16 protein-coding genes are annotated in these 20,501 nt (G+C 71.5%); 12 read left to right on the plus strand and 4 right to left on the minus strand.

Annotation, left to right across the window (positions count from 1 at the left end; genetic code table 11):
- Positions 1–115: 115 nt before the first annotated feature.
- The 4 genes from AB0D85_RS18975 to AB0D85_RS18990 all read left to right on the plus strand — a co-directional run bounded on the left by AB0D85_RS18975 (position 116) and on the right by AB0D85_RS18990 (position 3,555).
- A complete protein-coding gene (locus tag AB0D85_RS18975) occupies positions 116–1,045 on the plus strand; it encodes a CHRD domain-containing protein (protein ID WP_362321417.1) in 930 nt (309 codons plus the stop codon).
- A 105-nt stretch (positions 1,046–1,150) separates the two neighbouring features.
- Positions 1,151–2,152: a DUF1996 domain-containing protein gene (locus tag AB0D85_RS18980; protein WP_362321419.1), complete on the plus strand. Its 1,002-nt coding sequence runs from the start codon at positions 1,151–1,153 to the stop codon at positions 2,150–2,152.
- A gap of 117 nt (positions 2,153–2,269) precedes the next feature.
- Entirely contained in the window at positions 2,270–2,842 is a 573-nt protein-coding gene (locus AB0D85_RS18985) for a sigma-70 family RNA polymerase sigma factor (protein ID WP_362321421.1), read from the plus strand.
- On the plus strand, positions 2,839–3,555 hold the full coding sequence (locus AB0D85_RS18990; RefSeq protein WP_362321423.1) for a zf-HC2 domain-containing protein: 717 nt from the start codon (positions 2,839–2,841) through the stop codon (positions 3,553–3,555). Before AB0D85_RS18985 ends, AB0D85_RS18990 begins: the two co-directional genes overlap by 4 nt.
- A gap of 141 nt (positions 3,556–3,696) precedes the next feature.
- Here the strand turns inward: AB0D85_RS18990 and AB0D85_RS18995 are convergent, their stop codons facing one another.
- Positions 3,697–5,040, minus strand: a complete 1,344-nt coding sequence (locus AB0D85_RS18995) for a glycosyltransferase (RefSeq protein ID WP_362321425.1) — start codon at positions 5,038–5,040, stop codon at positions 3,697–3,699.
- A gap of 549 nt (positions 5,041–5,589) precedes the next feature.
- On the opposite strand from AB0D85_RS18995, the gene AB0D85_RS19000 reads away from it, so the two are divergent.
- From AB0D85_RS19000 to AB0D85_RS19015, 4 genes are all read left to right on the plus strand, one after another.
- Entirely contained in the window at positions 5,590–7,455 is a 1,866-nt protein-coding gene (locus AB0D85_RS19000) for a fatty acyl-AMP ligase (protein ID WP_362321427.1), read from the plus strand.
- Positions 7,452–10,934 carry an alpha/beta fold hydrolase gene (locus AB0D85_RS19005; RefSeq protein ID WP_362321429.1) on the plus strand — a complete coding sequence of 1,161 codons (3,483 nt, stop codon included), beginning with the start codon at positions 7,452–7,454 and terminating at the stop codon, positions 10,932–10,934. Before AB0D85_RS19000 ends, AB0D85_RS19005 begins: the two co-directional genes overlap by 4 nt.
- Positions 10,931–12,154 (plus strand): cytochrome P450, encoded by a 1,224-nt coding sequence (locus tag AB0D85_RS19010; RefSeq protein WP_362321431.1) that lies wholly within the window; start codon positions 10,931–10,933, stop codon positions 12,152–12,154. Before AB0D85_RS19005 ends, AB0D85_RS19010 begins: the two co-directional genes overlap by 4 nt.
- A 128-nt stretch (positions 12,155–12,282) precedes the next feature.
- Positions 12,283–12,507, plus strand: a complete 225-nt coding sequence (locus AB0D85_RS19015; protein ID WP_362321433.1) for a hypothetical protein — start codon at positions 12,283–12,285, stop codon at positions 12,505–12,507.
- Between the two features lie 148 nt (positions 12,508–12,655).
- Here the strand turns inward: AB0D85_RS19015 and AB0D85_RS19020 are convergent, their stop codons facing one another.
- The gene (locus AB0D85_RS19020; protein ID WP_362321435.1) at positions 12,656–13,264 is read right to left on the minus strand and encodes a TetR/AcrR family transcriptional regulator; all 609 of its coding nucleotides are present in this window, start codon (positions 13,262–13,264) and stop codon (positions 12,656–12,658) included.
- 156 nt (positions 13,265–13,420) lie between these two features.
- Between AB0D85_RS19020 and AB0D85_RS19025 the strand changes: the two genes are divergently transcribed.
- From AB0D85_RS19025 to AB0D85_RS19040, 4 genes are all read left to right on the plus strand, one after another.
- The gene (locus AB0D85_RS19025; RefSeq protein WP_362321437.1) at positions 13,421–13,924 is read left to right on the plus strand and encodes a cupin domain-containing protein; all 504 of its coding nucleotides are present in this window, start codon (positions 13,421–13,423) and stop codon (positions 13,922–13,924) included.
- A gap of 80 nt (positions 13,925–14,004) precedes the next feature.
- Positions 14,005–14,814 carry an alpha/beta hydrolase gene (locus AB0D85_RS19030; RefSeq protein WP_362321439.1) on the plus strand — a complete coding sequence of 270 codons (810 nt, stop codon included), beginning with the start codon at positions 14,005–14,007 and terminating at the stop codon, positions 14,812–14,814.
- A 14-nt stretch (positions 14,815–14,828) separates the two neighbouring features.
- Positions 14,829–16,283, plus strand: a complete 1,455-nt coding sequence (locus tag AB0D85_RS19035; protein WP_362321441.1) for an MFS transporter — start codon at positions 14,829–14,831, stop codon at positions 16,281–16,283.
- A gap of 61 nt (positions 16,284–16,344) precedes the next feature.
- A complete protein-coding gene (locus tag AB0D85_RS19040) occupies positions 16,345–18,561 on the plus strand; it encodes a PQQ-binding-like beta-propeller repeat protein (RefSeq protein ID WP_362321443.1) in 2,217 nt (738 codons plus the stop codon).
- Between the two features lie 9 nt (positions 18,562–18,570).
- Here AB0D85_RS19040 and AB0D85_RS19045 read toward each other — a convergent pair whose 3' ends face one another.
- Positions 18,571–19,755 carry an acyl-CoA dehydrogenase family protein gene (locus AB0D85_RS19045; protein ID WP_362321445.1) on the minus strand — a complete coding sequence of 395 codons (1,185 nt, stop codon included), beginning with the start codon at positions 19,753–19,755 and terminating at the stop codon, positions 18,571–18,573.
- 128 nt (positions 19,756–19,883) lie between these two features.
- Positions 19,884–20,402: an adenylate kinase gene (locus AB0D85_RS19050; RefSeq protein WP_362321447.1), complete on the minus strand. Its 519-nt coding sequence runs from the start codon at positions 20,400–20,402 to the stop codon at positions 19,884–19,886.
- Positions 20,403–20,501: the final 99 nt, after the last annotated feature.

Here is a 20,501-nt window from a genome sequence, read left to right on the forward strand (position 1 = left end):
TGCCGAGGGCCTTTCGGGTTCAGTTCCCCGATTCGGTCCCCGGAATTGAACCGCCCGTCGCGTCCGGCCGTGATTCGGGCATCACATCGGACCGAATCTCGGACGGAGAAAAGAAATGCGCAAGCTGTCCCTCTCTGCGGCGGCGGCCGTGCTCGTCGCCGGTCTGTGCGCCGCGTCCCCGGCCCTGGCCCACGACGGACACGGCTCCGGCGCCCAGGCCGCGACCGCCGCCGTGTCGCCGACCGAGCCCGCCGTCTCCCTCATCGCCCAGCTCTCCGGCGACCAGGAGGTCCCCGTCAAGGGCGGACCCGCGGTGGGGGATCCCGACGGCAGGGCGGTGGCGCTGGTCAAGGTGAAGGGCGACCGCATCACCTTCGCGCTCTCCTGGAACGGCATCGACCGGCCGACCCTCGGCCACATCCACCAGGGCGCAGCCGGCACCAACGGAGACGTGAAGGTCGGGCTGTTCACCACGGACATGCCGTCCACCGTGCAGTCCGCCGCCGGCCAGACCCAGGTGACCGACGCCACGCTCGCCCGCCAACTGCGCACGGACCCCGGCGACTTCTACGTCAACCTGCACACCAAGGAGTTCCCGGGCGGCGCCGTGCGGGGCCAGCTGCGAACGCTGGCCAAGCCGGTCAACCCGCTCAGCATCATCCGCGGCGGCAAGCTGCGCGCGCTCGCCGACGGCAGCCAGGAGGTGCCCACCGCCGACCCGAAGCGGGTCGGCGACCCGGACGGTCACGCCGTCACGTTCCTGTACCCCGAGAACGGCCGGGTCGGCTACTCCCTGGCCTGGGTCAACATCGGCGCCCCGCTGGCCGGTCACATCCACCAGGGCACGACGGGTCACAACGGCGATGTGAAGATCCCGCTCTTCGTCACCCCGGTCCCGCAGAACATCTTCGCCATCTCCGGCACCGCCGCCGTCCAGGACCCCTCGGTGCTGACGCAGATCAAGAGGAACCCGACCGGCTTCTACTCCAACCTGCACACCACCGAGTTCCCCGACGGAGCGGTCCGCGGCCAGCTCTTCAACTGACTCGTCGTTCAACAGCAGTTGACGGCGGGGCGAACGCGGGTACAGATTCCGTCATGCTTCAAGACTGAACTTGATTGGTCTGGACAACCCTGCGACGCTGCTTGCGTGTGGACTCGACTCTTCCGTTCAAGAGCCCGTCTCGTCCGTATCCTCCTGCCCGCCGCCGTCGGTGTGTCGGCCGTGCTGGGCGCCGGTCTCATCGCCACCGGCAAACCGGCCGTGGCGCAGACCGCGCCCGCCGCCGACCGCTACACCGGCATCGCCTCGGTGCCCCGGAGCGCGCTCCCCGCCATCGAACCGGACGCCTCCACCGGCACCTGGAGCGAGGACTGCGGCCGTAACGAGAACGGCCATCGCAACGCCGACAACCTCGTGGTCTCGCCCGGGGGCAGGGGCTCGGCCCACCACATCCACGACTACGTGGGCAATGTGGCGACCACCTACCTGTCGAGCAACTCGGAACTGGCCGCGGCCCGCACCACCTGCGTCGGCGGCGACCGCTCCACGTACTACTGGCCCGTGCTGCGCCGGCTCGACCGCATGGGCACCGACGTCCACGCCGTGGGCGGCGGCCTGGACGACAACATGGGGCAGATCCTGACGCCGTCCTCGGTGGTGATCGAGTTCCGCGGCAACCCGGTGAGCAAGGTCGTCGCCATGCCCCGGTTCCTGCGTCTGGTCACCGGCGACCCGGTCGCGCTCTACACGGACGGCGCCAACATCCGTGCCCAGTGGGGGTGTTCGGGTTTCCGGGACCGCTTCACCACGGACTACACGCTGTGCCCGCGGGGCAGCGGTCCCACCCGCACCCTGGACTTCCCCAGTTGCTGGGACGGGCTGTCCACCGACAGTCCCGACCACCGCACCCATGTGGTGTTCCCCACGGCCGACGGGGTGTGCCCGCACGCCACCTTCGCCATCCCGCAGCTGCGCGTCACCCTCGCCTACACCGTGCCGCCCGGCGTCCCGTACGCCGTGGACTCCTTCCCGGAGGAGAAACGTGATCCGCGTACCGACCACGGCATGTTCATCGACGTCATGACCGACCGTCAGATGTCCCAGCTGGTCGGCTGCCTCAACGACGGACGGCACTGCCGCGCGTCCTGACCGGCGGCGACGACGTCCACGGGAAATTTTTCGTACCCAGATCGGGTCAGGATCGAACCACCTCCGGCTGCCATCCGTGTTGTGCGCGTCAGCCCAGGAGAGGACGGGAGAAAGTGGATGGCGGCGCTGTGGTCCCGCACGCGGGACAAACAGAGAACGACCGACGAGGTGCTCATCCGCTCCTTGTACGAGGAACACGGCGGAGCCCTGCTCGCCTACGCCAAGCGGCTCACGAATGACCACGCCGCCGCGGAGGACGTGGTCCAGGAGACCCTGATCCGGGCCTGGAAGAACCAGGAGACCCTGGTCAACGGCAAGGGCTCGGTCCGTGGCTGGCTGCTCACCGTGGCCCGCAACATCATCATGGACCGGTACCGGGCCAAGGCCGCGCGGCCGACGGAGGTCGCCGAGTCGGTGGGCACCACCCCGGTGGAGAAGGACCACGCGGAAGGCGTGGTGGACTCGATGCTCGTCATGGAGGCCCTCGACCGGCTCTCCCCGGACCACCGGGACGTGCTCAACGAGATCTACTTCCAGGGTCGTAGTGTCGCCGAGGCCGCCGAGTCTCTCGGAATACCTCCCGGGACCGTCAAATCGCGATCACACTATGCCTTGAAACAACTGCGGGACCTGTACAGAGACGAACCCGGGACAGCGAAGCTCGTCGCGTTGAAGGAGGTGGCGGCATGAGCATCAAGGAACACGACAGCGCACTGCTCGGCGCCTACGTCCTCGGCACGCTCGATGAGCGCGAGGTGCGGGCCGTCGACGAACATGTGGCGTCGTGCGACAGATGCCGCGAGGAACTGGACGGATTGCGGGAGATGGAAGCGGCGCTCGGCGAGGTGCCGCCGGAGGCGTTCCTCGACGGTCCGCCGGAGGGCGGCGATCTGCTGCTCCAGCGCACGCTCCGGCAGGCACGCAACGAACGGGACGGCGAGATCCGCCGGCACCGCACGGTCCTGGCCGCGGTGGCCGCCGTGGCGGCTGCCGCCGTCCTGGGCGGCGGTGTGCTGATCGGCAAGAACATGGGCGGCACCACCGGCGAGGTCGCCGACCCGCCGCAGTCCTCGATCTCGGCGCCCGCCACCCCGCCGCCCGTCGGCACCAAGGTCGCCTCCGGCACCAGCGCCGCGACCGGCAGCCGGATGACGGTCCGGGTCACCCCGGCCGCCTCCTGGGTGCGGGTGAACGCCTCGGTGGCCGGTATCCCGGTCGGCGAGCACTGCCGTCTCATCGTGGAGTCCAAGGACGGCAGCCGCGAGATCGCCGGCAGCTGGGTCGTCGCGGACCAGAACAAGGGCGCCAACCTCGACGGTTCGGCGGCCGTGGCGATCGACGACGTGTCCAGGATCGTGGTGGAGAACGACCAGGGCAAGGAGTACGTCTCCCTCAAGCTCTGACCGCACGTCACAGCACGACGTGACCACGACCGGCTCCGGCCGCGCAGCCCGCCTGCGCGGCCGGCTTTCGTGCTCCGCACCCCTGGGAACCCCGCCGCCGGCCGCGCCCCGCCGCACGGTTGCCGCGCCCACGCGGCGATGTCAGCACGCCTGAACCGTGCGACGAGGCCCACCCGTCGGCGCCAGTACCCGCGGCTCGCGACCGCGGTGGGCGCACGCGAGCGCCAGGTCGGCGGCGCGGGCCACCCCGTCGCCCTCCGCGCGGACCGCCCGGCCGAGGTCCCGTGCGGCCTTCACCGGCGCGGCTTCCTGCAACCGGCGCAGCGCGTCGCGCAGACCGTCCGGGTCCAGGCCGTGCAGCGGCAGATGCAGCCCCACGCCCCGCCGTCGCACCAGTTCGCCCCACATCGGCTGGTCGAGCGTCACGGCGGCCACCAGGGCGGGTATGCCCGCCCGGATCACCGACCCGGTGGTCCCGGAGCCGCCGTGGTGCACGGCGAGCCGGCAACGGGGGAGCAGCGCGCTGTGGTCGGCGCTGTCCACCACCCGGATCCGGGCCGGGTCACCGACGGCGTCGGCGGGCAGTCCGGCCCATCCGGCGGTCACCACCGCACGCAGCCCCAGTTCCCCGGTGGCCCGCTCGATGGTGGCGAGGACGCGGGCCGGATCGCCCACCGGCATGCTGCCGAAGCCGAAGTAGGCGGGTGCCTCCCCCGCGTCCAGCCAGCTCTCCAGGCCGGGGTCCAGGCCGTGTTCCACGGCCAGCGCCCGGTCCTGCCCCGCCATCTCCAGCCATCCCGCGAACGGCCGGTACGAGGGCCACTCGACGCCGGGCACCAGAAGCCTGCTGTAGCCCTGGATCTCCAGGGCGCCGAGCATCCGGGCGCGCAGCGGGGTGGACAGATCCGTCGGGGCCAGCCCGAAGGCCTCGCGCAGCTTGTTGACGCCCTCGCGGCGCACCTGCCAGGACGCACGCTCGTAGTCCACGTGCGTCTGCCAGTTGGCGCCGGGCACGTCGGACACCTCGCTGGTCACGAACGGGTTCGGCACCGCGTGGTTGGGCCGCACCGGGAACAGGTGCAGCAGGGCCAGCGGGATCCGGCGGGCCTCGGCAATCAGTGCCGCCAGGTCCTCGGTCAGGGAACCGGAGACGATCAGGTCGGCGCCCTCGCAGGTCCGGTACAGGGTGCGGGCGATGTCGGCGGTGTGGGCCGCCATCACCGTGCGCAGCCCGGCGAGGAACTCCGCGCTGTCGCCGGAGGTCACCCAGCTCCGGTTCGGGGTCGGGCGGGACAGGAACTCCCGCCAGTCCACCGGCAGTTGCTCCAGCGGCAGACCGGCGGCGCGCACCATGGCGGCGAAGCCGGCCGGAACGGCGAGCACGGGCGCGTGGCCGCGCCGGACGAGTTCCCGGCCGAGCGCGACCAGCGGCTGGACGTCACCGCGGGTTCCGTGGGTCATCAGGACGATACGCAGAGCCTTCATGTCGTGGTCACCTTCCGAGCGTGCTTCCGTACGCCTCTCCGTGGCTGCTTCCGTGTGCCGGAACATGACGGCAACACGGGGCGCGGCCCGCCGCGGTTCGGCCCCGGGGCAGTGGGAGGAACCACACCGGGCCACGGGAACCGGGGTCGCGTGCGGCGCGTCCGGAGCCGGCACAAACCTCCGCCGGGTGAATCGTCACCCGCTGTTTACTCGTGCCGAATCAACGGCGAAAGAAAAGTCCTGAAAATTAACAGTCGTATACGAGAGAAGTCGTCCGGTGTCGCCCGAGGGGGTGTTCGGCTGCACTTCGGAGAACTCGTCTCCTTTCTTGGGGGACTCACAGGAAAGGGCGGACCGAATGTCCATGGAGGGTGCACCCAATGTCCGGATTGCCGATGAAAAACCAGTTCAAAGCGGTGGAGTCGGTCGTTCCGGTCGCCGTTGACAATGGACTGGACCACCCGTAGCTTCTTGAGCGTGCAACAACGTCTGGCTGACCTCTCGCCGGCGTGATCAGTCTTTTGGTGTTCCCCTTTACAGGACGGCCCAATGACGTTTGTCACCGCACAGCGCAATTCACTTCTCTCCGCCCTGCGGGATCTCTATGAAAAGGATCCGGACAGGATTCTGTTCACCTTTGTCGACGACAATGGACAGGATGCCGAGACGCTCCGCGCCGGGGAGCTCGCCGAGGCGGTCGACGGCGTGGCCCGCTCCCTGCCCCGGTGGGGGCTGGCCCCCGGCAACCGCGCGGTGCTGGTCTACCCACCCTCGCTCGACTTCGTGAAGGCCTTCATGGGCTGCCTGGCGGCCGGCGTGCTGCCGGTGCCGGTCTACCCGCCGAACCCGTTCCGGCTCACCCGGGACCTGGCCGGCTTCAACGCGATCGTCGAGAGCTCCGGCGCCAGGGCCGCCCTCACCAACGGCCTCTTCGACCGCACCCGCCGGGCCGCCTCGGCCGGCCGGCTGCTCGGCCGCTCCGAGCACCACTGGCCCCGCATCCCCTGGTACCGGACCGACCGCCGCCCCGGCCGCGGGGGCCGGGCCGGCTGCGATCCCGACGCCTGGTACCGGCCCGCCGAACCGGCCGAGACCGCGTTCCTGCAGTACACCTCCGGCTCCACCGGCACACCCAAGGGCGTCATGGTCACCCACGGCAACCTCATCCACGAGATCGCCGCCAACGTGGTCGACCTGCGCCTGAACGACGACACCAGAGGCGTGTTCTGGCTCCCGCAGTACCACGACATGGGCCTGATCAACGTCATCCTCAGCACCGCCGTCGGCAACTCGACGACCCACATCCTGTCGCCGCTCACCTTCCTGCAACGGCCCTCGATCTGGCTCGACGTCATGTCCCGGGTCCGGGCCACCATCACCTCGGCGCCCAACTTCGCCTACGACCTGGCGGTCCGCAAGACCACCCCCGAGATGCGCGCGGGCTGGGACCTCTCCGCCCTGGAGATGGCCGTCACCGCCGCCGAACCGATCCGCACCCGCACGATCCGCACCTTCCTCGACGCGTTCGCCGTCACCAGGGTCCGCCCCGACGTCTTCTACGGCGCCTACGGCCTCGCGGAGAACACCGCGAGCGTCACCAACCGAGGCCAGGGCGTACTGCGGCTGGACAAGCGGGCGCTGGCGCAGGGAGACGTCGTACCCGTCGAGGAGGGCGCCCCCGGCCTCGGCCGCCACGTCGAGTTCCACGGCTGCGGCTTCTCCAGCAAGCCGGGGGACCGCATCCGCATCGTCGACCCGGAGACCGGCACCCCGTGCCCGCCCGCGCGGGTCGGCGAGATCTGGGTGCGCTCGTCCACCACCGCCGCCGGCTACTGGGACCACCCCGAGGCGACCAGCGAGCTCTTCCACGCCACCGTCACCGGCGACGACGACCCGACCGAGTACCTGCGCACCGGCGACCTCGGCTTCCTGCACGAGGGCCAGCTCTTCATGACCGGCCGCATCAAGGACCTGATCATCATCCGGGGCCGCAACGTCTACCCCTCCGACATCGAGGACAGCGTCCGGGAGTGCCACCGGGACATACGGCCCGGCGGCATCGTGGCCTTCGCCCTCGGACCGGACGACACCTTCCCCGGGGACGTGCAGGGCGACGACGACACCGAACGCCTGGTCGTCCTCGCCGAGACCGGCCGCAAGCGGATGGACGCCGACCTCGCCGCCGAGATCTGCGCAAGCGTCCGCAAGTTCGTCTACGCCGACCACCACCTGTCCTGCCACACCGTCGTCCTCGGCCGGCCCGGCCTGGTCCGCAAGACCACCAGCGGCAAGGTACGGCGCCGGGTGTCCAAGGCGGCCCTGCTCAGCGGCGAGATCGACCGCGAGCCCGGCACCCTCCTGGTGTCGGTGCAGAGCAACGAGACCTCCAGCCAGTTCACCGAGGGACCCTCATGAACCCCGACAACGGCCTGATCCTCGCGACCGGCCCCCGCGACCCGCGGATGTACGACGTCGACGACGACTTCCGGCGCGTCCTGATCGAGATGTCCGCGCTCACCGTGGCCTCCGACACCCGCCGGGACCGCTTCTTCCACGCCACCTCCACCGCGGCCCGCGGCACCCTCACCCTGCTCGACGCCCCCCGACTGCCCGCCCACGGCTTCCTGCGCCCCGGCCGCCGCTTCCCCGTCCTCGCCCGCTACAGCAACTCCGTGGGCACCGACGACGTCAAGCCCACCGTCCGCGGCCTCACCCTCCGTCTGCTGGCCGACGAGACGGGCGACACCGGACTGTTCGACCTCACCTTCAACACCGGCCCCACCTTCTTCGCCTCCACCGCCGAGACCTTCCGCCGCAGCTTCGGCACCCCCGAGGAACGGGCTGGCATCATCGCCGAGAAGCCCGAGGTCCGGACCGTCATCTGGAACAACATCAGGATCGCGGGCTCCTACGCCACCTACGACTTCTACTCCCAGGTACCGCAGGGATTCGTCGCCGCCGACGGCCGCCAGTGGCTCATCCGCTTCCGTGTCCACCCCGCCGGCGAACCGCTGGTGCGGGGCGACTTCGACCACGGCGACCTGTGGTGGCCGCCGGACGCGCCGCACGAGATACCCCGACCGCCCGGCGACACCCGCGAACCCGGCTTCCTGCGCGAGGAGTTGCGCACCCGACTGCGCACCACCGGAGTCCGCAGCGTCCTCCAGGCCCAGCTCCACCCCCTGGACGGCACCCAGGTCACCACCGCGACCGCCCTCGACCCGGCCCGCCCCTGGCCCGAGGACAGCTGCCCCTGGTTCGACCTCGGCGACCTGCGCCTGGACACCCTCGCCGACGACGGGACGGTCAACCGGACCGCCTTCGACCCCGGCCTCGCCCCGCCCGACCTCGGCATCGCCCTCGCCCGCTCGCCGTACACCACCGCCTCCCTCAACCACCTGCGGGCGCTGATCTACCAGGCCGCCTCCCACGCCCGCCTCGGTGAACGCCAACCAGCCGAACTGACACGGCTGTTGACACCGATCCGCCGGAGCGGCAGGCCGCGCACGGACAAGCGCCGGGTCGTCGTCATCGGCGCCGGGCCGAGCGGACTGACCGTCGCCCGCGAACTGGAGCGGGCCGGGCACCGGGTCACCGTCCTGGAGGCCCGGGAGTCGGTGGCCGGCAAGTGCGAGAGCGTGGAGATCGACGGCCGCGCCTACGACCTCGGCGGCCACATCTGCACCAGCCAGTACGAACGGGTCGCCGAACTGGCCACCGAACTGGGCGTGGCGACCGAGCAGACGACGCCGTACCGGATCCTCGACGTCGAGTGGGGCACCACGGCCTCGCAGGACACCTCCTTCTTCCGCACCGACGCCTTCCGCCGCTACCAGGCCCTGCGCGAGCGGGAGTTCCCGCACATCGGCGAACCGGGACTCGCACACTCCGCCAAGGCGCTCGCCGCCCCCGTGCGGGAGTGGCTCGCGGAACACGGCCTGGAGTCCATGGCCGCGTCCTTCGGCACCGGCTGCACGGCCGCCGGCTACGGCTACCCGGACGACGACGTGCCCGCGCTGTACTTCGTCAAGTACGCCGAGATGAGCGGGCTGTTGGGGAACAAGCCCGAACTCCTCGGCCACCCGGGCGCGTTCACCGTCAAGGGCGGCTTCGCCACCCTGTGGCGCCGGGCCGCCGAGGAACTGCGGGACCTGCGGCTCGGGGTGCGGGTCGAGGCGGTCGAGCGGCACGCGGGCGGCGTACGGGTGCGCACGGACACGGAGTCGATCGAGGCCGACGACCTGGTGCTCGCCGTCGCGCTGGACCGGCTGCTGCCCGTCCTGGACGCCACCGAGGAGGAACGCGCCCTCGCCGCCCGCATCAGGAGCAACGCCTATCACACGACCGTCGCCACCGCCGCCGGCCTGCCGGGCTCCGCCTTCCACTTCCTCGAACAGCACAACGACAGCCGTACCGCCACCGGCCACTGCGTCGCCTACCACCACCGCTACCCGGACAGCGACGTCCACACCTTCTACTCCTACGGCGACCCCGAGGACGTTCCCGAGCGGCTGCGGGAGGACATCGCGGCCCTCGGCGGCCGGCTCAAGGAGGTGCACCTGCACCGGGCGTGGGCGTTCATGCCGTACTTCGGCAGCGAGGACCTGCGCGCCGGTGTCCTGGACCGCTTCGAGGCGATGCAGGGCCGCCACCACACCTACTACGCGGGCGGTCTGCCCTCCTTCGAACTGGTCGAGTGCGTGGTCGCCCAGGCCCAGGAGCTGGCCCGCCGGCACTTCGCGGCCCCGGCCCGCACCACGGCCGCCGCCCCGGCGCAGCAGGCGTCCACGTCCGCCGCCGGACCCACCGCCTCCGCCGTACGCGACTGGCTGGTCACCCACATCGCCGCCGAACTGCGGCTGCCGGAAACCGAGTTGGACACCTCCCGGCCGCTGGAGGAGTACGCCCTGGAGTCGCTGTCCGTCGCGGCCCTGCAGGCGCGGCTCTCCGACTGGCTGGGATACCGCATCCCCCACACCCTGTTCCTGGAGGTGCCCACCATCGACGCGGCAGCCCGCTTCCTCGCGGAACCCGAGACCCCCGTCACCGACCGCCCCACCCCGGCACCCAGCCACCTGCTCCCGCTGAACTCGCCCCGCCCGTTCTTCTGCGCCGGAGGCGTCGGCGGATCAGCCCTCTACCTGACCGCGCTCGCCCGCGCGCTCGGCGACGCCCGCGCCTGTCACGCCTTCGAGGTCCCGGGCCTGGACGGCAGGGAGGAGCCCCTCGACGACCTGGAGGACCTCGCGGCCCTCTTCGCCGACGAGATCCAGCGCGTCCAGCCACACGGACCGTACCTCCTCGGCGGCCACTCCTTGGGCGGGATGATCGCCTACGAGGCGGCACGGCAGCTGCGTGAACGCGGCGAGCCGGTCCACCGGGTCGTCCTGTACGACACCTACGTACCGCTGCCCGGCCTGGGCGCGCCCGCCGACGACGATCCCCGGGCCGTGGAGGAACTCCTGGCGCTGCGGCACATGGTCTGCCTGGCGCTGGACGCCTGCAGTTGCGGCATCGACCGGTCCAGGCCCCTCGACGAGCAGGGCGAGCAGATCGCCCGCGCGCTCGGGGCCCGCGACCCGGAGTCGTACGAGACCCACCTCGTCAATCTGGTGGCCACCTACCAGGCGGGCCTGCGGGCCTTCGCCCTCTACGAACCGCTGCCCTCGGACCTGTCCGTGGTCCTGGTCAAGCCCGAGGCCGGGTTCGCGCCGCTGGCCCGCGAGGACCACCGCGTCCCGATGCACTTCGACGCGCCGAACGGCTGGGACACCGTCGACTTGGGCGACCTGTCCGTCATCCCCGTCACCGGCAACCACTTCACCCTCTTCATGCGGCCGCACCTGAAGGCTGTCGCCGAGGCCACCCGGATCAGCCTGGAGCGTGCCGGATGACCGGTACTCAGTCACCCACCGTCCCGCACTACGACCCCACCGACCCCGCCGTCCAGGCCGACCCCTACCCGCTGTACCGCACGCTCCGCGAGACCGACCCTCTCCACTGGAACCCGCCTGGCTTCTTCCTCCTCACGCGGTACGCGGACGTGCACGCACTGCTGCGCGATCCCCGGCTCGGGGCGGACAACGGGGCGGACAACGGGGGCGACACCGCCTCCGACGGCGACGGCGAGACGCACACCGAGCGCATGGCGGGCGGCGACACCCCGTCCATGATCCTCATGGACCCGCCCGGCCACACCCGGCTGCGCGCTCTCGTGAACAAGGTGTTCACCCCGCGCTCCATCGCGTATCTGCACGAGCGGATCGAGCGGATCGTCGACCGGCTGCTGGACAACTGGGGGACAGGGGAGGGGGACTTCGTCGAGGACTTCGCGTACCCGCTGCCCCTGGAGGTCATCTGCGAGATGCTCGGGGTGCCCGAGGCCGACCGTGCCGACGTCCGCGACTGGTCGGAGGACATGGCCCACCTCGTCGATCCCGTCGTCACACCCGAGACGGTGGCCCGGGGGTTGCGCGGCCGACGGCGGATCGTGGCGTACTTCCGGGACCTGGTCGCCGAGCGCCGGCGATTGCCGGGCGAGGACATCCTCAGCGGGCTGATCCGCGCCGGGACCGAGGGCGACCGGCTCACCTCCGACGAACTCCTCTCCACCGCCGCCCTGTTGGTGGTCGCCGGGCACGAGACCACCGCCAACATGATCGCCAACGGCATGCTCGCGCTGCTGCGCCACCCCGACCAACTGGCGCTGCTGCGCTCGTCCGGGCCGTCTCTCGTGCCCTCGGCGGTCGAGGAGATGCTGCGCTACGACGGCCCCGCCCAGGCCGTGGGACGGCGCGCGCTGACCGGCCTCGACCTGCACGGGGTGCGCGTGCCGCGCGGCGCCCGGCTCGTGCTGAGCCTCGGCGCGGCCAACCGGGACCCGGAGCGGTTCCCGGACCCGGACCGGTTCGACATCGCCCGCCGTGACAACCGGCACCTGGCGCTGAGCGGCGGCGCGCACTTCTGCGTCGGCGCACCGCTCGCCCGGATGGAGGCGGCGGTCGCCTTCACGGCGCTGCTACGACGGCACCCGCACCCCGAACTCGCCGCGGAGCCGCGGTGGCGGGAGCGGACGGGCCTGCGCGGCCTGCGTGAACTGCGCGTCCGGGTCTGAGCACTCCCCAGACACCGAGTCAGACCCGGAAGGCATGCCATGTCCCCCGACCACCGTGCTGCCCACGGCACTCGCCGCCGCCGCGCCGGGGACAAGCCCCACCGCCCCATCGGGTGCCGCCCCCCACCATGGTCCCGCCGGACCCGATCCCCGTCGACGCGCCGCCGCGGACAAGCCTCACCACTGTCCCGCCGGGCTCCTCCTCCGATGCCCTGCCCCGATCCGCCCTCGTCTGGCTGCCGGGCACGCTGAGCGACCTCTACGCCCTGCCCCCGGGAATCGGCGCCCGCGAGCGACTGGTCCGGATCGCGGTGCAGGACCACATCGCCCGCCGTGCCAGGATCCACCCCTAGGCCGTCATCCTGAGCCCTGACCTCACCGCCGGCCGGCCCGCGACGACGTACACGGTCGCCGTGCGCGAGACGGGCGACGAGATCGAGATTCGGGACGCCACCCCTCGGGAGTGAGCGCGCCCGGCCGCGCAAGGGTGCTGCCGAGCCGCTACGCGAGGGCGCGAACCGCGGCCTGCGTCAAGGTCGTTGCGGTGCGTACCGCGCTGGCGACGGCGTCTTCCGGGGCGAGCCCGCACAGGTCGGTGAGCGTGAAGAGCGCCTCCGCGCTGACGACCACGGCGAGGTCCCGCTTGAGCTGGGCGAACGCGTCCGGATCGGTCGCCCCCAGCGTGCCCTCCAGGGGAGTGAGCGCGTGGTCGATCAGGCCGAAGCGGATCCCGGGGCGCTCGGACACCGCCGCGGGCCGGGTGATGGTGGCCGAGATCATCGCGCGTACCGATCCCTGGCGGGCGAGTATGCCGCGCAGCAGGAACTCGCAGGCGAAGGCGGTGCGTTCGACGGGATCGGTGGAGTCCGCGACCGGCGCGAGCGCTTCGGCGGGGGACGGCCAGGCACCTGCCAGGGCCTCGCTGATCAGCGAGGGCAGGTCGGGGAAGTACCGGTAGGCGGTGGCCTCGGAGACCAGCGCCGCACGGGCGATCAGGGGCATGGTCACCTCGCCGCCCGTGCCGATGAGGTCGCGCGCGGCCGCCACGATCGCCGTACGCGTGCGCTTCTTCTGGTTGGTGCGGCCGGTGTCGGTCTGCGTCGTCGCCATCGGTAGGTCCTCGCTCCCCTCTGTGTCCGGGGACAGCTTATCACTGTGAGCCCTCTTCGTAAGAGTTCACTTGCATAACGAGAGTGGACTGCCTAGTCTCGTCCCCGAGAGCTCGTGAGAGCGAACTCTCACGAACGCGAAGGAGGCAGTGCAGCGATGAGCGACACGAACGACACGAACGGCATCAGCGGGAAGACGGACGTGAACAACGTTTCCGTCGTCGGCCCCGACGGCGGCGAGACGATCCGCCTCGGCCCGACGCGGATGCGCATCCTCGAGGACGGCAGCACCACCGGCCACCGCATCGGCATCGGCGAGATCACCGTCGCCCCGCACACCCAGGGCCCGCCCCAGCACCGCCACGCCCAGCACGACGAGGGCTTCTACGTCGTCTCCGGCACCGTGCACTTCACCGTCGGCGACACCACCCACGTCGCCCCGGCCGGATCGCTCGCCATGATCCCGCCCGGCGCCCCGCACACCTTCGCCAATCCCGGGGACGAACCGGCGGTGATCCTCAACACCTTCACGCCCGACCTGTATGTGCAGTACTTCCGCGACCTGCGGGACATGATCGCCGGCGGCCAGGAGCTGACACCGGAGTCGACGGTCAAGGTGATGAGCCACTACGCCACGGTCCCCGCCACCGACTTCGCGTGAGGACCGCCGCCATCGCGTCGCCCCCACCGCACAGAGACCCCCGACCCCCGTCCAGCACGGCCCGCTTGAGGAGAACCCCCATGACCGGCACCACCCACACCGTCTCCCTCGACGAGGGCGACCTCGACCTCACCGTCGACCGCCACGGCGACCAGGGGCGCCCCTTCCTGCTCCTGCACGGCGGTGGCGGCCCCCAGACCGTCGCCCCGTTCGCCGCACTCCTCTCCGCGCAGCGGCCGGCGAGGGTCTTCGCCCCCGTCCACCCCGGCTTCGGCGGCACCGCCCGCCCCGACTGGCTGACCGACGTCACCACTCTCGCCCAGGCCTACATACGGCTGCTCGACGTGCTCGGCCTGGAGGACGTCGCGGTCGTCGGCAACTCCATCGGGGGCTGGATCACCGCCGAGATCGCCGCGCTCGGCAGCGACCGGATCAGCAGCGTCACCCTCGTCAACGCGGTCGGAATCGACGTCCCCGGCCACCCCGTCGCCGACACCTTCCCGCTGACGCCCGTCGAGCTGTCCCGGCTCTCCTTCCACGACCCCTCGAAGTTCCGCTTCGACCCGGGCGCGCTCTCCGACGAGCAGCGCGCGGTCATGGCCGGCAACCGCGCCGCCCTGCGGATCTACTCGGGCTCCGACGACATGGCCGACCCCACCCTGCGCGAGCGCCTGGCCAAGGCGACGGTGCCCGCCCTCGTCGCCTGGGGCGAGAGCGACCAGGTCGTCGACGCCGACTACGGACGGGCCTACGCGGCGGCCATCCCCGGCGCCCGCTTCGAGCTGCTGCCCGGCACCGGCCACATGCCCCAGGTCGAGACCCCCGAACAACTCCTCCCCGTGGTCTGGGACTTCGCGGACACCCACACCGTCAACCGGCCCACCGACTGATCGGGGACGTCCTCGTGGCCGAACCCGGCCTTCGGCGAAGGCAGTCGATCGTCCTGAGCGTGTGCTGCCTGAGCGTACTGCTGGTCAGTCTCGACACCACCGTCCTCAACGTCGCGCTGCCCACCATGCAGCGGGACCTCGGCTCCTCGGTCTCCGGCCTGCAGTGGACCCTCGACGCCTACACCCTCGTGCTCGCCTCGCTCCTGACGCCGGCCGGCTCCACCGCCGACCGCGTCGGGCGGCGGCGGGTCTTCCGGCTCGGGCTTGTCCTGTTCACCGCCGGGTCGGCACTGTGCGGCCTGGCGCCGACCCTCGGGTGGCTGGTCGCCTTCCGGACGGTGCAGGCACTGGGCGGCTGCATGCTCACACCGGTCGCCATGGCCATCCTCACCAACACCTTCACCCGGCCCCGCGAGCGAGCGCGCGCGATCGGCGTGTGGGGCGGGGTCGTCGGCATCAGCATGGCGGCCGGGCCGATCCTCGGCGGCACGCTGGTGGAGTCGGCGGGCTGGCGGTCGGTGTTCTGGCTGAACGTCCCGATCGGACTGGCCACGCTGCTCCTCGCCACCCTGTACATCCCGGAGTCCCGGGCGCCCCGCCCCCGGCGCGCCGACCCGGTCGGCCAACTCCTGGTCGTCACCTTCCTCGGCACCCTGACCTACGCCGTCATCGAGGCGCCCGGCCACGGCTGGACCGCACCGCCGATCGTGGCCTGCCTGATCGTCGCGGCGGGCGCGCTGGCCGGCCTCGTACCGTACGAGAACCACCGCACCGAACCGCTCATCGACCCCCGTCTCTTCCGTAACGCGTCCTTCAGCGGGGCCACCGCCACCGCGGTCCTCGCCTTCGCCGCACTCGGCGGTTTCCTGTTCGCCAACACCCTCTATCTGCAACGGGTGCTGGGCCTGAGCGCCGTGGACACCGGCCTGCGGCTGCTCCCGATGGCGGTGCTTTCCCTGGTGTGCCCGCCGGTGTCGGGACGGATCGTCGGCAGCCGCGGGCCGCGCCTCCCGCTGCTGATCGCCGGTGCGGGCATCACCGCCAGCGGACTGCTGGCCGTGCTCGTCACCCGCTCTGCCCACCCTTCCCCCGCGCTTCTCTCCCTGACGTACGCGCTGTTCGGCCTCGGCTTCGGCTTCGTCAACGCGCCGATCACCGACACGGCGGTCGCCGGTCTGCCGCGTGCCCAGGCCGGGCTGGCCGCCGCCATCGCCGCCACCAGCCGGCAGGCCGGCACCTCGCTCGGCATCGCGGTGACCGGCGCCGCGATCGCGGCCGGGGCACGCCCGGCAGCCTGGTGGATCATCGCCGTCTGCGGCCTGGCCATCCTGGCCCTGACCACGGTGACCACGACCCGCCGGACACACGACGGTGGCGGAGGAGCCGACAGGGCGCATACGTCCCGGCGTCCACCTGGCGACGACCGACAGGCGGCACCGCCTCGACCAGGTCCCCGGGCGGGGCACTAGCCTGAGGCTCCTGTCGGCGAACCGGGCGGCAGCGCAGGGCACTTGCGGAGGTTGGCAGCTGATGACGACGAACCCCGAGAAGCCGTACTCTCCCGGGTTCATAGGCGGGTACGCGCTTCTCGGCCGGCTCGGCAGCGGTGGCATGGGCGTCGTCCACCTCGGGCGTTCGGCCTCGGGCCGGCAGGTCGCGGTGAAGGTCGTACACGCCCAGTACGCCCAGGACGAGGAGTTCCGCGTCCGCTTCCGGCAGGAGATCGCGGCAGCCCGTCGAGTGAGCGGGGCGTTCACCGCCCCGGTCGTCGATGCCGATCCCGATGCCGAACAGCCCTGGATGGCGACGCTGTACGTGCCGGGCCGTACGCTGGCCGACCTCGTGGCGAAGGAAGGGCCGCTGGCCGGGCGGGACCTGCGGGCGCTGGCGCTGGGGCTCGTCGAAGCGCTTCGGGACATCCACCAGGCGGGTGTGGTGCACCGGGACCTCAAGCCCGGCAACGTCCTGATGGCCGACGACGGCCCCCGCGTCATCGACTTCGGCATCTCGCGCGCCGCCGACCACCAGGCCCTCACCGTGACCGGACGGTTGATGGGCACCCCGCCCTTCATGTCACCCGAGCAGTTCTCGGCACCCCGCGACGTCACCGCGGCCTCCGACGTGTTCTCGCTGGGGTCCTTGCTGGTCTACGCGGCCACCGGGAACGGCCCGTTCGACCACGACAGCCCCTACATGACGGGCTATCAGATCGTGCACGAGCCTCCCGCACTGGATCGGGTCGCCCCGCCGCTGCGCGACATAGCCGAGCGCTGCCTGGACAAGGACCCCTCCGCGCGGCCCGGCCTCGACGAACTGCAGCGCCTGCTGCAGGCCCTGCCGGACACTCCGTCCGCACTCGCATCCGCATCCGTACCCGCGGCCGGACCGTATCCGGCCGTACCCCAGGCGACAACCGTCCGGCCCGGGCCTGGCGGCGCACGCCGCGGTGACGGCGGGGCGACGAGCGCGGTCGGCCGGGTACGCCGTTCCCGCAGGCCGGCCGCGGCCGTCGGAACAGCCCTGGTCCTCGCCGTCGGCGGGGTGTCGGCGTACCACTTCACGTCCGAGGCGAAGACCACCGGGGGCAGGTCCCCGGCCGGCACCTCCGCCTCGCCCGACCCGGTGCTGCCCGCGGGCTGGCGGCCGTGGCGGACGAACCTCACCCGGAGCGTCAAGAACGATTCCACGGTGGTCAACGTGGACACCGTGGACTCCGGCTGTGTGTCGTCCGGAGCGTCCCTGTACTGCGCGGGAACGGGTTTCACCGTCGCGCGGGTCGCCGCGGCGACCGGACGTGTCATCTGGCGTTTCGGGAGCACCTCCCAGGCCGCCGAACGACCCCTCGGGATCAGGGACGGACTCGTCTACGTCCATGTGCAGCCCAACGAGGACTCCGTGTACAGCACCCAGCAGCTGGTCGCCGTGGACACCGCCACCGGCAGCCGCGTCTGGACCCGAACGATCGACGCGGGACACCCCGCCGCCCTCTTCGACGACGGTCTTCTCACGATGTCCGACGGCGGCAAGGAGTTCGTCGCACTCGACGCCGCCACCGGAAAGGACCTGTGGCGCGCACCCGCGAAGTCCACGCAGGGCACCGCCTGCGGCCCGGCCGCCTACGGCGGCATCCCGTACGGCCTGTGCACCAATGCCGACGACCCCACCAAGGCCGAGGTCGGCTTTGTGCGCCTCGCTCCGTCCGACGGCACGGCACGGGAGTTCAAGTCGCTGCCGCTCACCGGCCAGCCGCTCGGCGCCGCCACCGACGGCCGGCCCGTCTTCGCGGTGCGCCGGAGCCTGGACAGCGAATCGGACAACGGGCGCGACGAGTCCTACACCTCCCTGCTGCGGGCCGACACGACCAGCGGCTCCCTGACGAAGGTCGCCCTGGACGGCGGTGTACGAGGCATGCCCGCCCTGGTCGGCGACACCGTGTACTTCGTCCGCCCCGACGGCACGGTCACCGCGATCAGGGCCGCCGACGGCAAGCGGCTGTGGCAGGTGAGGACACAGATCGAGAACCTGTCGGCACCGGTCCGGTCGGCCACGTACGACTGCCTCTACCTCGTCAACCGCTACGGCCGGCTCCTCTCCCTCGACCGCGAGAGCGGTGCCACCCGGTGGACGTCCGACGGCCTGAACGATCCGGGGTCCTCGGCGGAGCAGCGGCTGCCGAGCGTGCTGCTGGTGAACGACGCGATCGTGGCCGTGGCAGGGGACTACGCCTTCTCCGTACGACCCCGGTGACCCCCTCGGCTAGAGGAACGGTGTTCCGCCGTCCAGCCCCGACAGCACCCTGCCGTACAGCTCCAGGTTGGCGGCGGGGTTGACGAACGAGTGCAGGCTCAGGGCGTTCAGGTCCCGTACGATCCGCTGGACCGGCACCTCCCGGTGCAGGGACGAGGCACCCGAGGCGGACCCGATCAGGTCGGCGGCCTCCTTGCACAACCGCGTCAGATACCCGCACTGCGCCCTGATCCGGGCCCGTTCCTCCGTCGTGTACGGCTCTCCGGCGGCCGCCCTGGACTCGATCAGCCCCACGAAGTCGGCGATGAGCAGTTCCGCGGAGGAGACCTTCATCGCGGCCTCGGCGAACTGGAGATGCGTCACCGGGGCCTCGTGCTGGTGCTCGTAGAAGGTGTACGTGATGCCCCGCCGATGGATGCGCTCCCCGAACTCCGCCAGAGCCGCCCGTGCCAGACCGAGGGCGTTCGCGGCCGTCCAGGCGCAGAACAGCAGCAGCACCGGCATCCGGTAGAAGGGGTCGGCGCTGTTGCGCCGCGACGGAGACTCGCCCGCCAGCAAGGGCCCCACCGGCAGGACGCGATGGGCGGGCACATGGACGTCCTGGGCGACGACGGTGTTGCTGCCGCTCCCGGCCAGACCGGAGACGTTCCAGTCGTCCAGCACCTTGAGATCGGTCATGGGGATCGCCAGCCACAGCAGCTCCGGCGGGCCTTCACCGGTGTCGGCCGGCGCGGTCAGCAGATGCCAGTCGGCGTCCTGACAGCCGGTCGCGAAGGGGGAGTTGCCGCTCACCACATAACCGCCGTCCGCCGGAACGGCTTTCGCGGTCGGGATGAGAGTGCCACCGACCCGTACATCGGGACGGGTGAAGATCTCGTCCTGAGCCCGGTCGGGGAACAGGGCCGCGATGTACGCGCACCCGGCCTGGATCAGCGCCATGAACCCGGCCGACCCGCACGCGGCGGAGACCTCGCTCAGCGCGTCGACCTGGTTCCGTAACGAGGTCTGGTAACCCCCGTAGTGGCGGGGGACGTTCATACGGTGGATCCCGGCGCCCGTGAGAGCCTCGACGACCTCGCCGGTCACCCGCCGTTGCTGCTCCGCCCGCAGGGCGTGCGAGCGGATGAGCGGCTGGAGTTCGCGTACGCGTGCGACGAGGTCGGTGTCCGAACGGGGTACTGACGAACCGGCCAAGGGGCGACCTCCGGTCTCGGGCCACGGCAGAACCCTCACCGTCGCGCCGATCCCGCCGACTGTCAACGCCGCGTCAGATCACCGGGGTTACGCCTTGTGTGTCGTGCCGCGCCCCGCAATGCGCCGGGTCAGACGGATGCCAGCCAGGCCGTTGTGTCGTCGGGGCGGCCGAAGCGGAGGGTGTCGAGAGGGGCGAAGCGGGGATCGCGGACACGGCGTTCGATCTCGCGGCGACGGGGCCCGTGCTGGGACCAGGCCCACCAGGCCGGGTGTTCCCGGCTCAGCCAGCCCGTCCAGGTCTCCCTGTTGCCGCCGAAGAGGACCTCGCGTGTGACGGTGCGCCGGACGGACCGGCGCAGTACGCGGGGCATGATGACGCGTCTGGGATAGTCCAGCCAGATCACGGTGTCGGCCCGGTCCCACAGCAGGTCACGGACCTCCGGATAACCGAGAGAGTCGACGATCCAGCGAGGCCCGGCGGTGAGCCTCGACACGTCCTCGGTCAGTTCGCTGTTGACGGCCCAGCCGGGTCCGTTGAAGTACAGCGCGTCCATCTCAAGGTAGGGGAGGCCGAGTTGGCTGCTCAAGGCCTGGGCGAGCGTGGATTTGCCCGCACCGGTGACACCCACCACCAAGATCCGCTCCACGGCCGCACCTTATCGCTGGAAGGAGAGCGGGTCGGCGTCCTGGGTCAGGTCGCCCAGATGGGCCATGAACGCGATGTCGATGCCGTCACCAGGGGCCAC

It is taken from the genome of Streptomyces sp. NPDC048277, assembly GCF_040652235.1.
GTDB lineage: Bacteria > Actinomycetota > Actinomycetes > Streptomycetales > Streptomycetaceae > Streptomyces.

What these genes read in the sequence shown, in the direction of transcription:
- AB0D85_RS19010 (WP_362321431.1), top strand. Translation starts at nt 10,931, where the DNA reads ATGACCGGTACTCAGTCACCCACCGTCCCGCACTACGACCCCACCGAC.
- AB0D85_RS19005 (WP_362321429.1), top strand. Translation starts at nt 7,452, where the DNA reads ATGAACCCCGACAACGGCCTGATCCTCGCGACCGGCCCCCGCGACCCG.
- AB0D85_RS19040 (WP_362321443.1), top strand. Translation starts at nt 16,345, where the DNA reads ATGACGACGAACCCCGAGAAGCCGTACTCTCCCGGGTTCATAGGCGGG.
- AB0D85_RS19015 (WP_362321433.1), top strand. Translation starts at nt 12,283, where the DNA reads ATGGTCCCGCCGGACCCGATCCCCGTCGACGCGCCGCCGCGGACAAGC.
- AB0D85_RS19020 (WP_362321435.1), bottom strand. Translation starts at nt 13,264, where the DNA reads ATGGCGACGACGCAGACCGACACCGGCCGCACCAACCAGAAGAAGCGC.
- AB0D85_RS18985 (WP_362321421.1), top strand. Translation starts at nt 2,270, where the DNA reads ATGGCGGCGCTGTGGTCCCGCACGCGGGACAAACAGAGAACGACCGAC.
- AB0D85_RS19030 (WP_362321439.1), top strand. Translation starts at nt 14,005, where the DNA reads ATGACCGGCACCACCCACACCGTCTCCCTCGACGAGGGCGACCTCGAC.
- AB0D85_RS19025 (WP_362321437.1), top strand. Translation starts at nt 13,421, where the DNA reads ATGAGCGACACGAACGACACGAACGGCATCAGCGGGAAGACGGACGTG.
- AB0D85_RS18990 (WP_362321423.1), top strand. Translation starts at nt 2,839, where the DNA reads ATGAGCATCAAGGAACACGACAGCGCACTGCTCGGCGCCTACGTCCTC.
- AB0D85_RS19000 (WP_362321427.1), top strand. Translation starts at nt 5,590, where the DNA reads ATGACGTTTGTCACCGCACAGCGCAATTCACTTCTCTCCGCCCTGCGG.
- AB0D85_RS18975 (WP_362321417.1), top strand. Translation starts at nt 116, where the DNA reads ATGCGCAAGCTGTCCCTCTCTGCGGCGGCGGCCGTGCTCGTCGCCGGT.
- AB0D85_RS18995 (WP_362321425.1), bottom strand. Translation starts at nt 5,040, where the DNA reads ATGAAGGCTCTGCGTATCGTCCTGATGACCCACGGAACCCGCGGTGAC.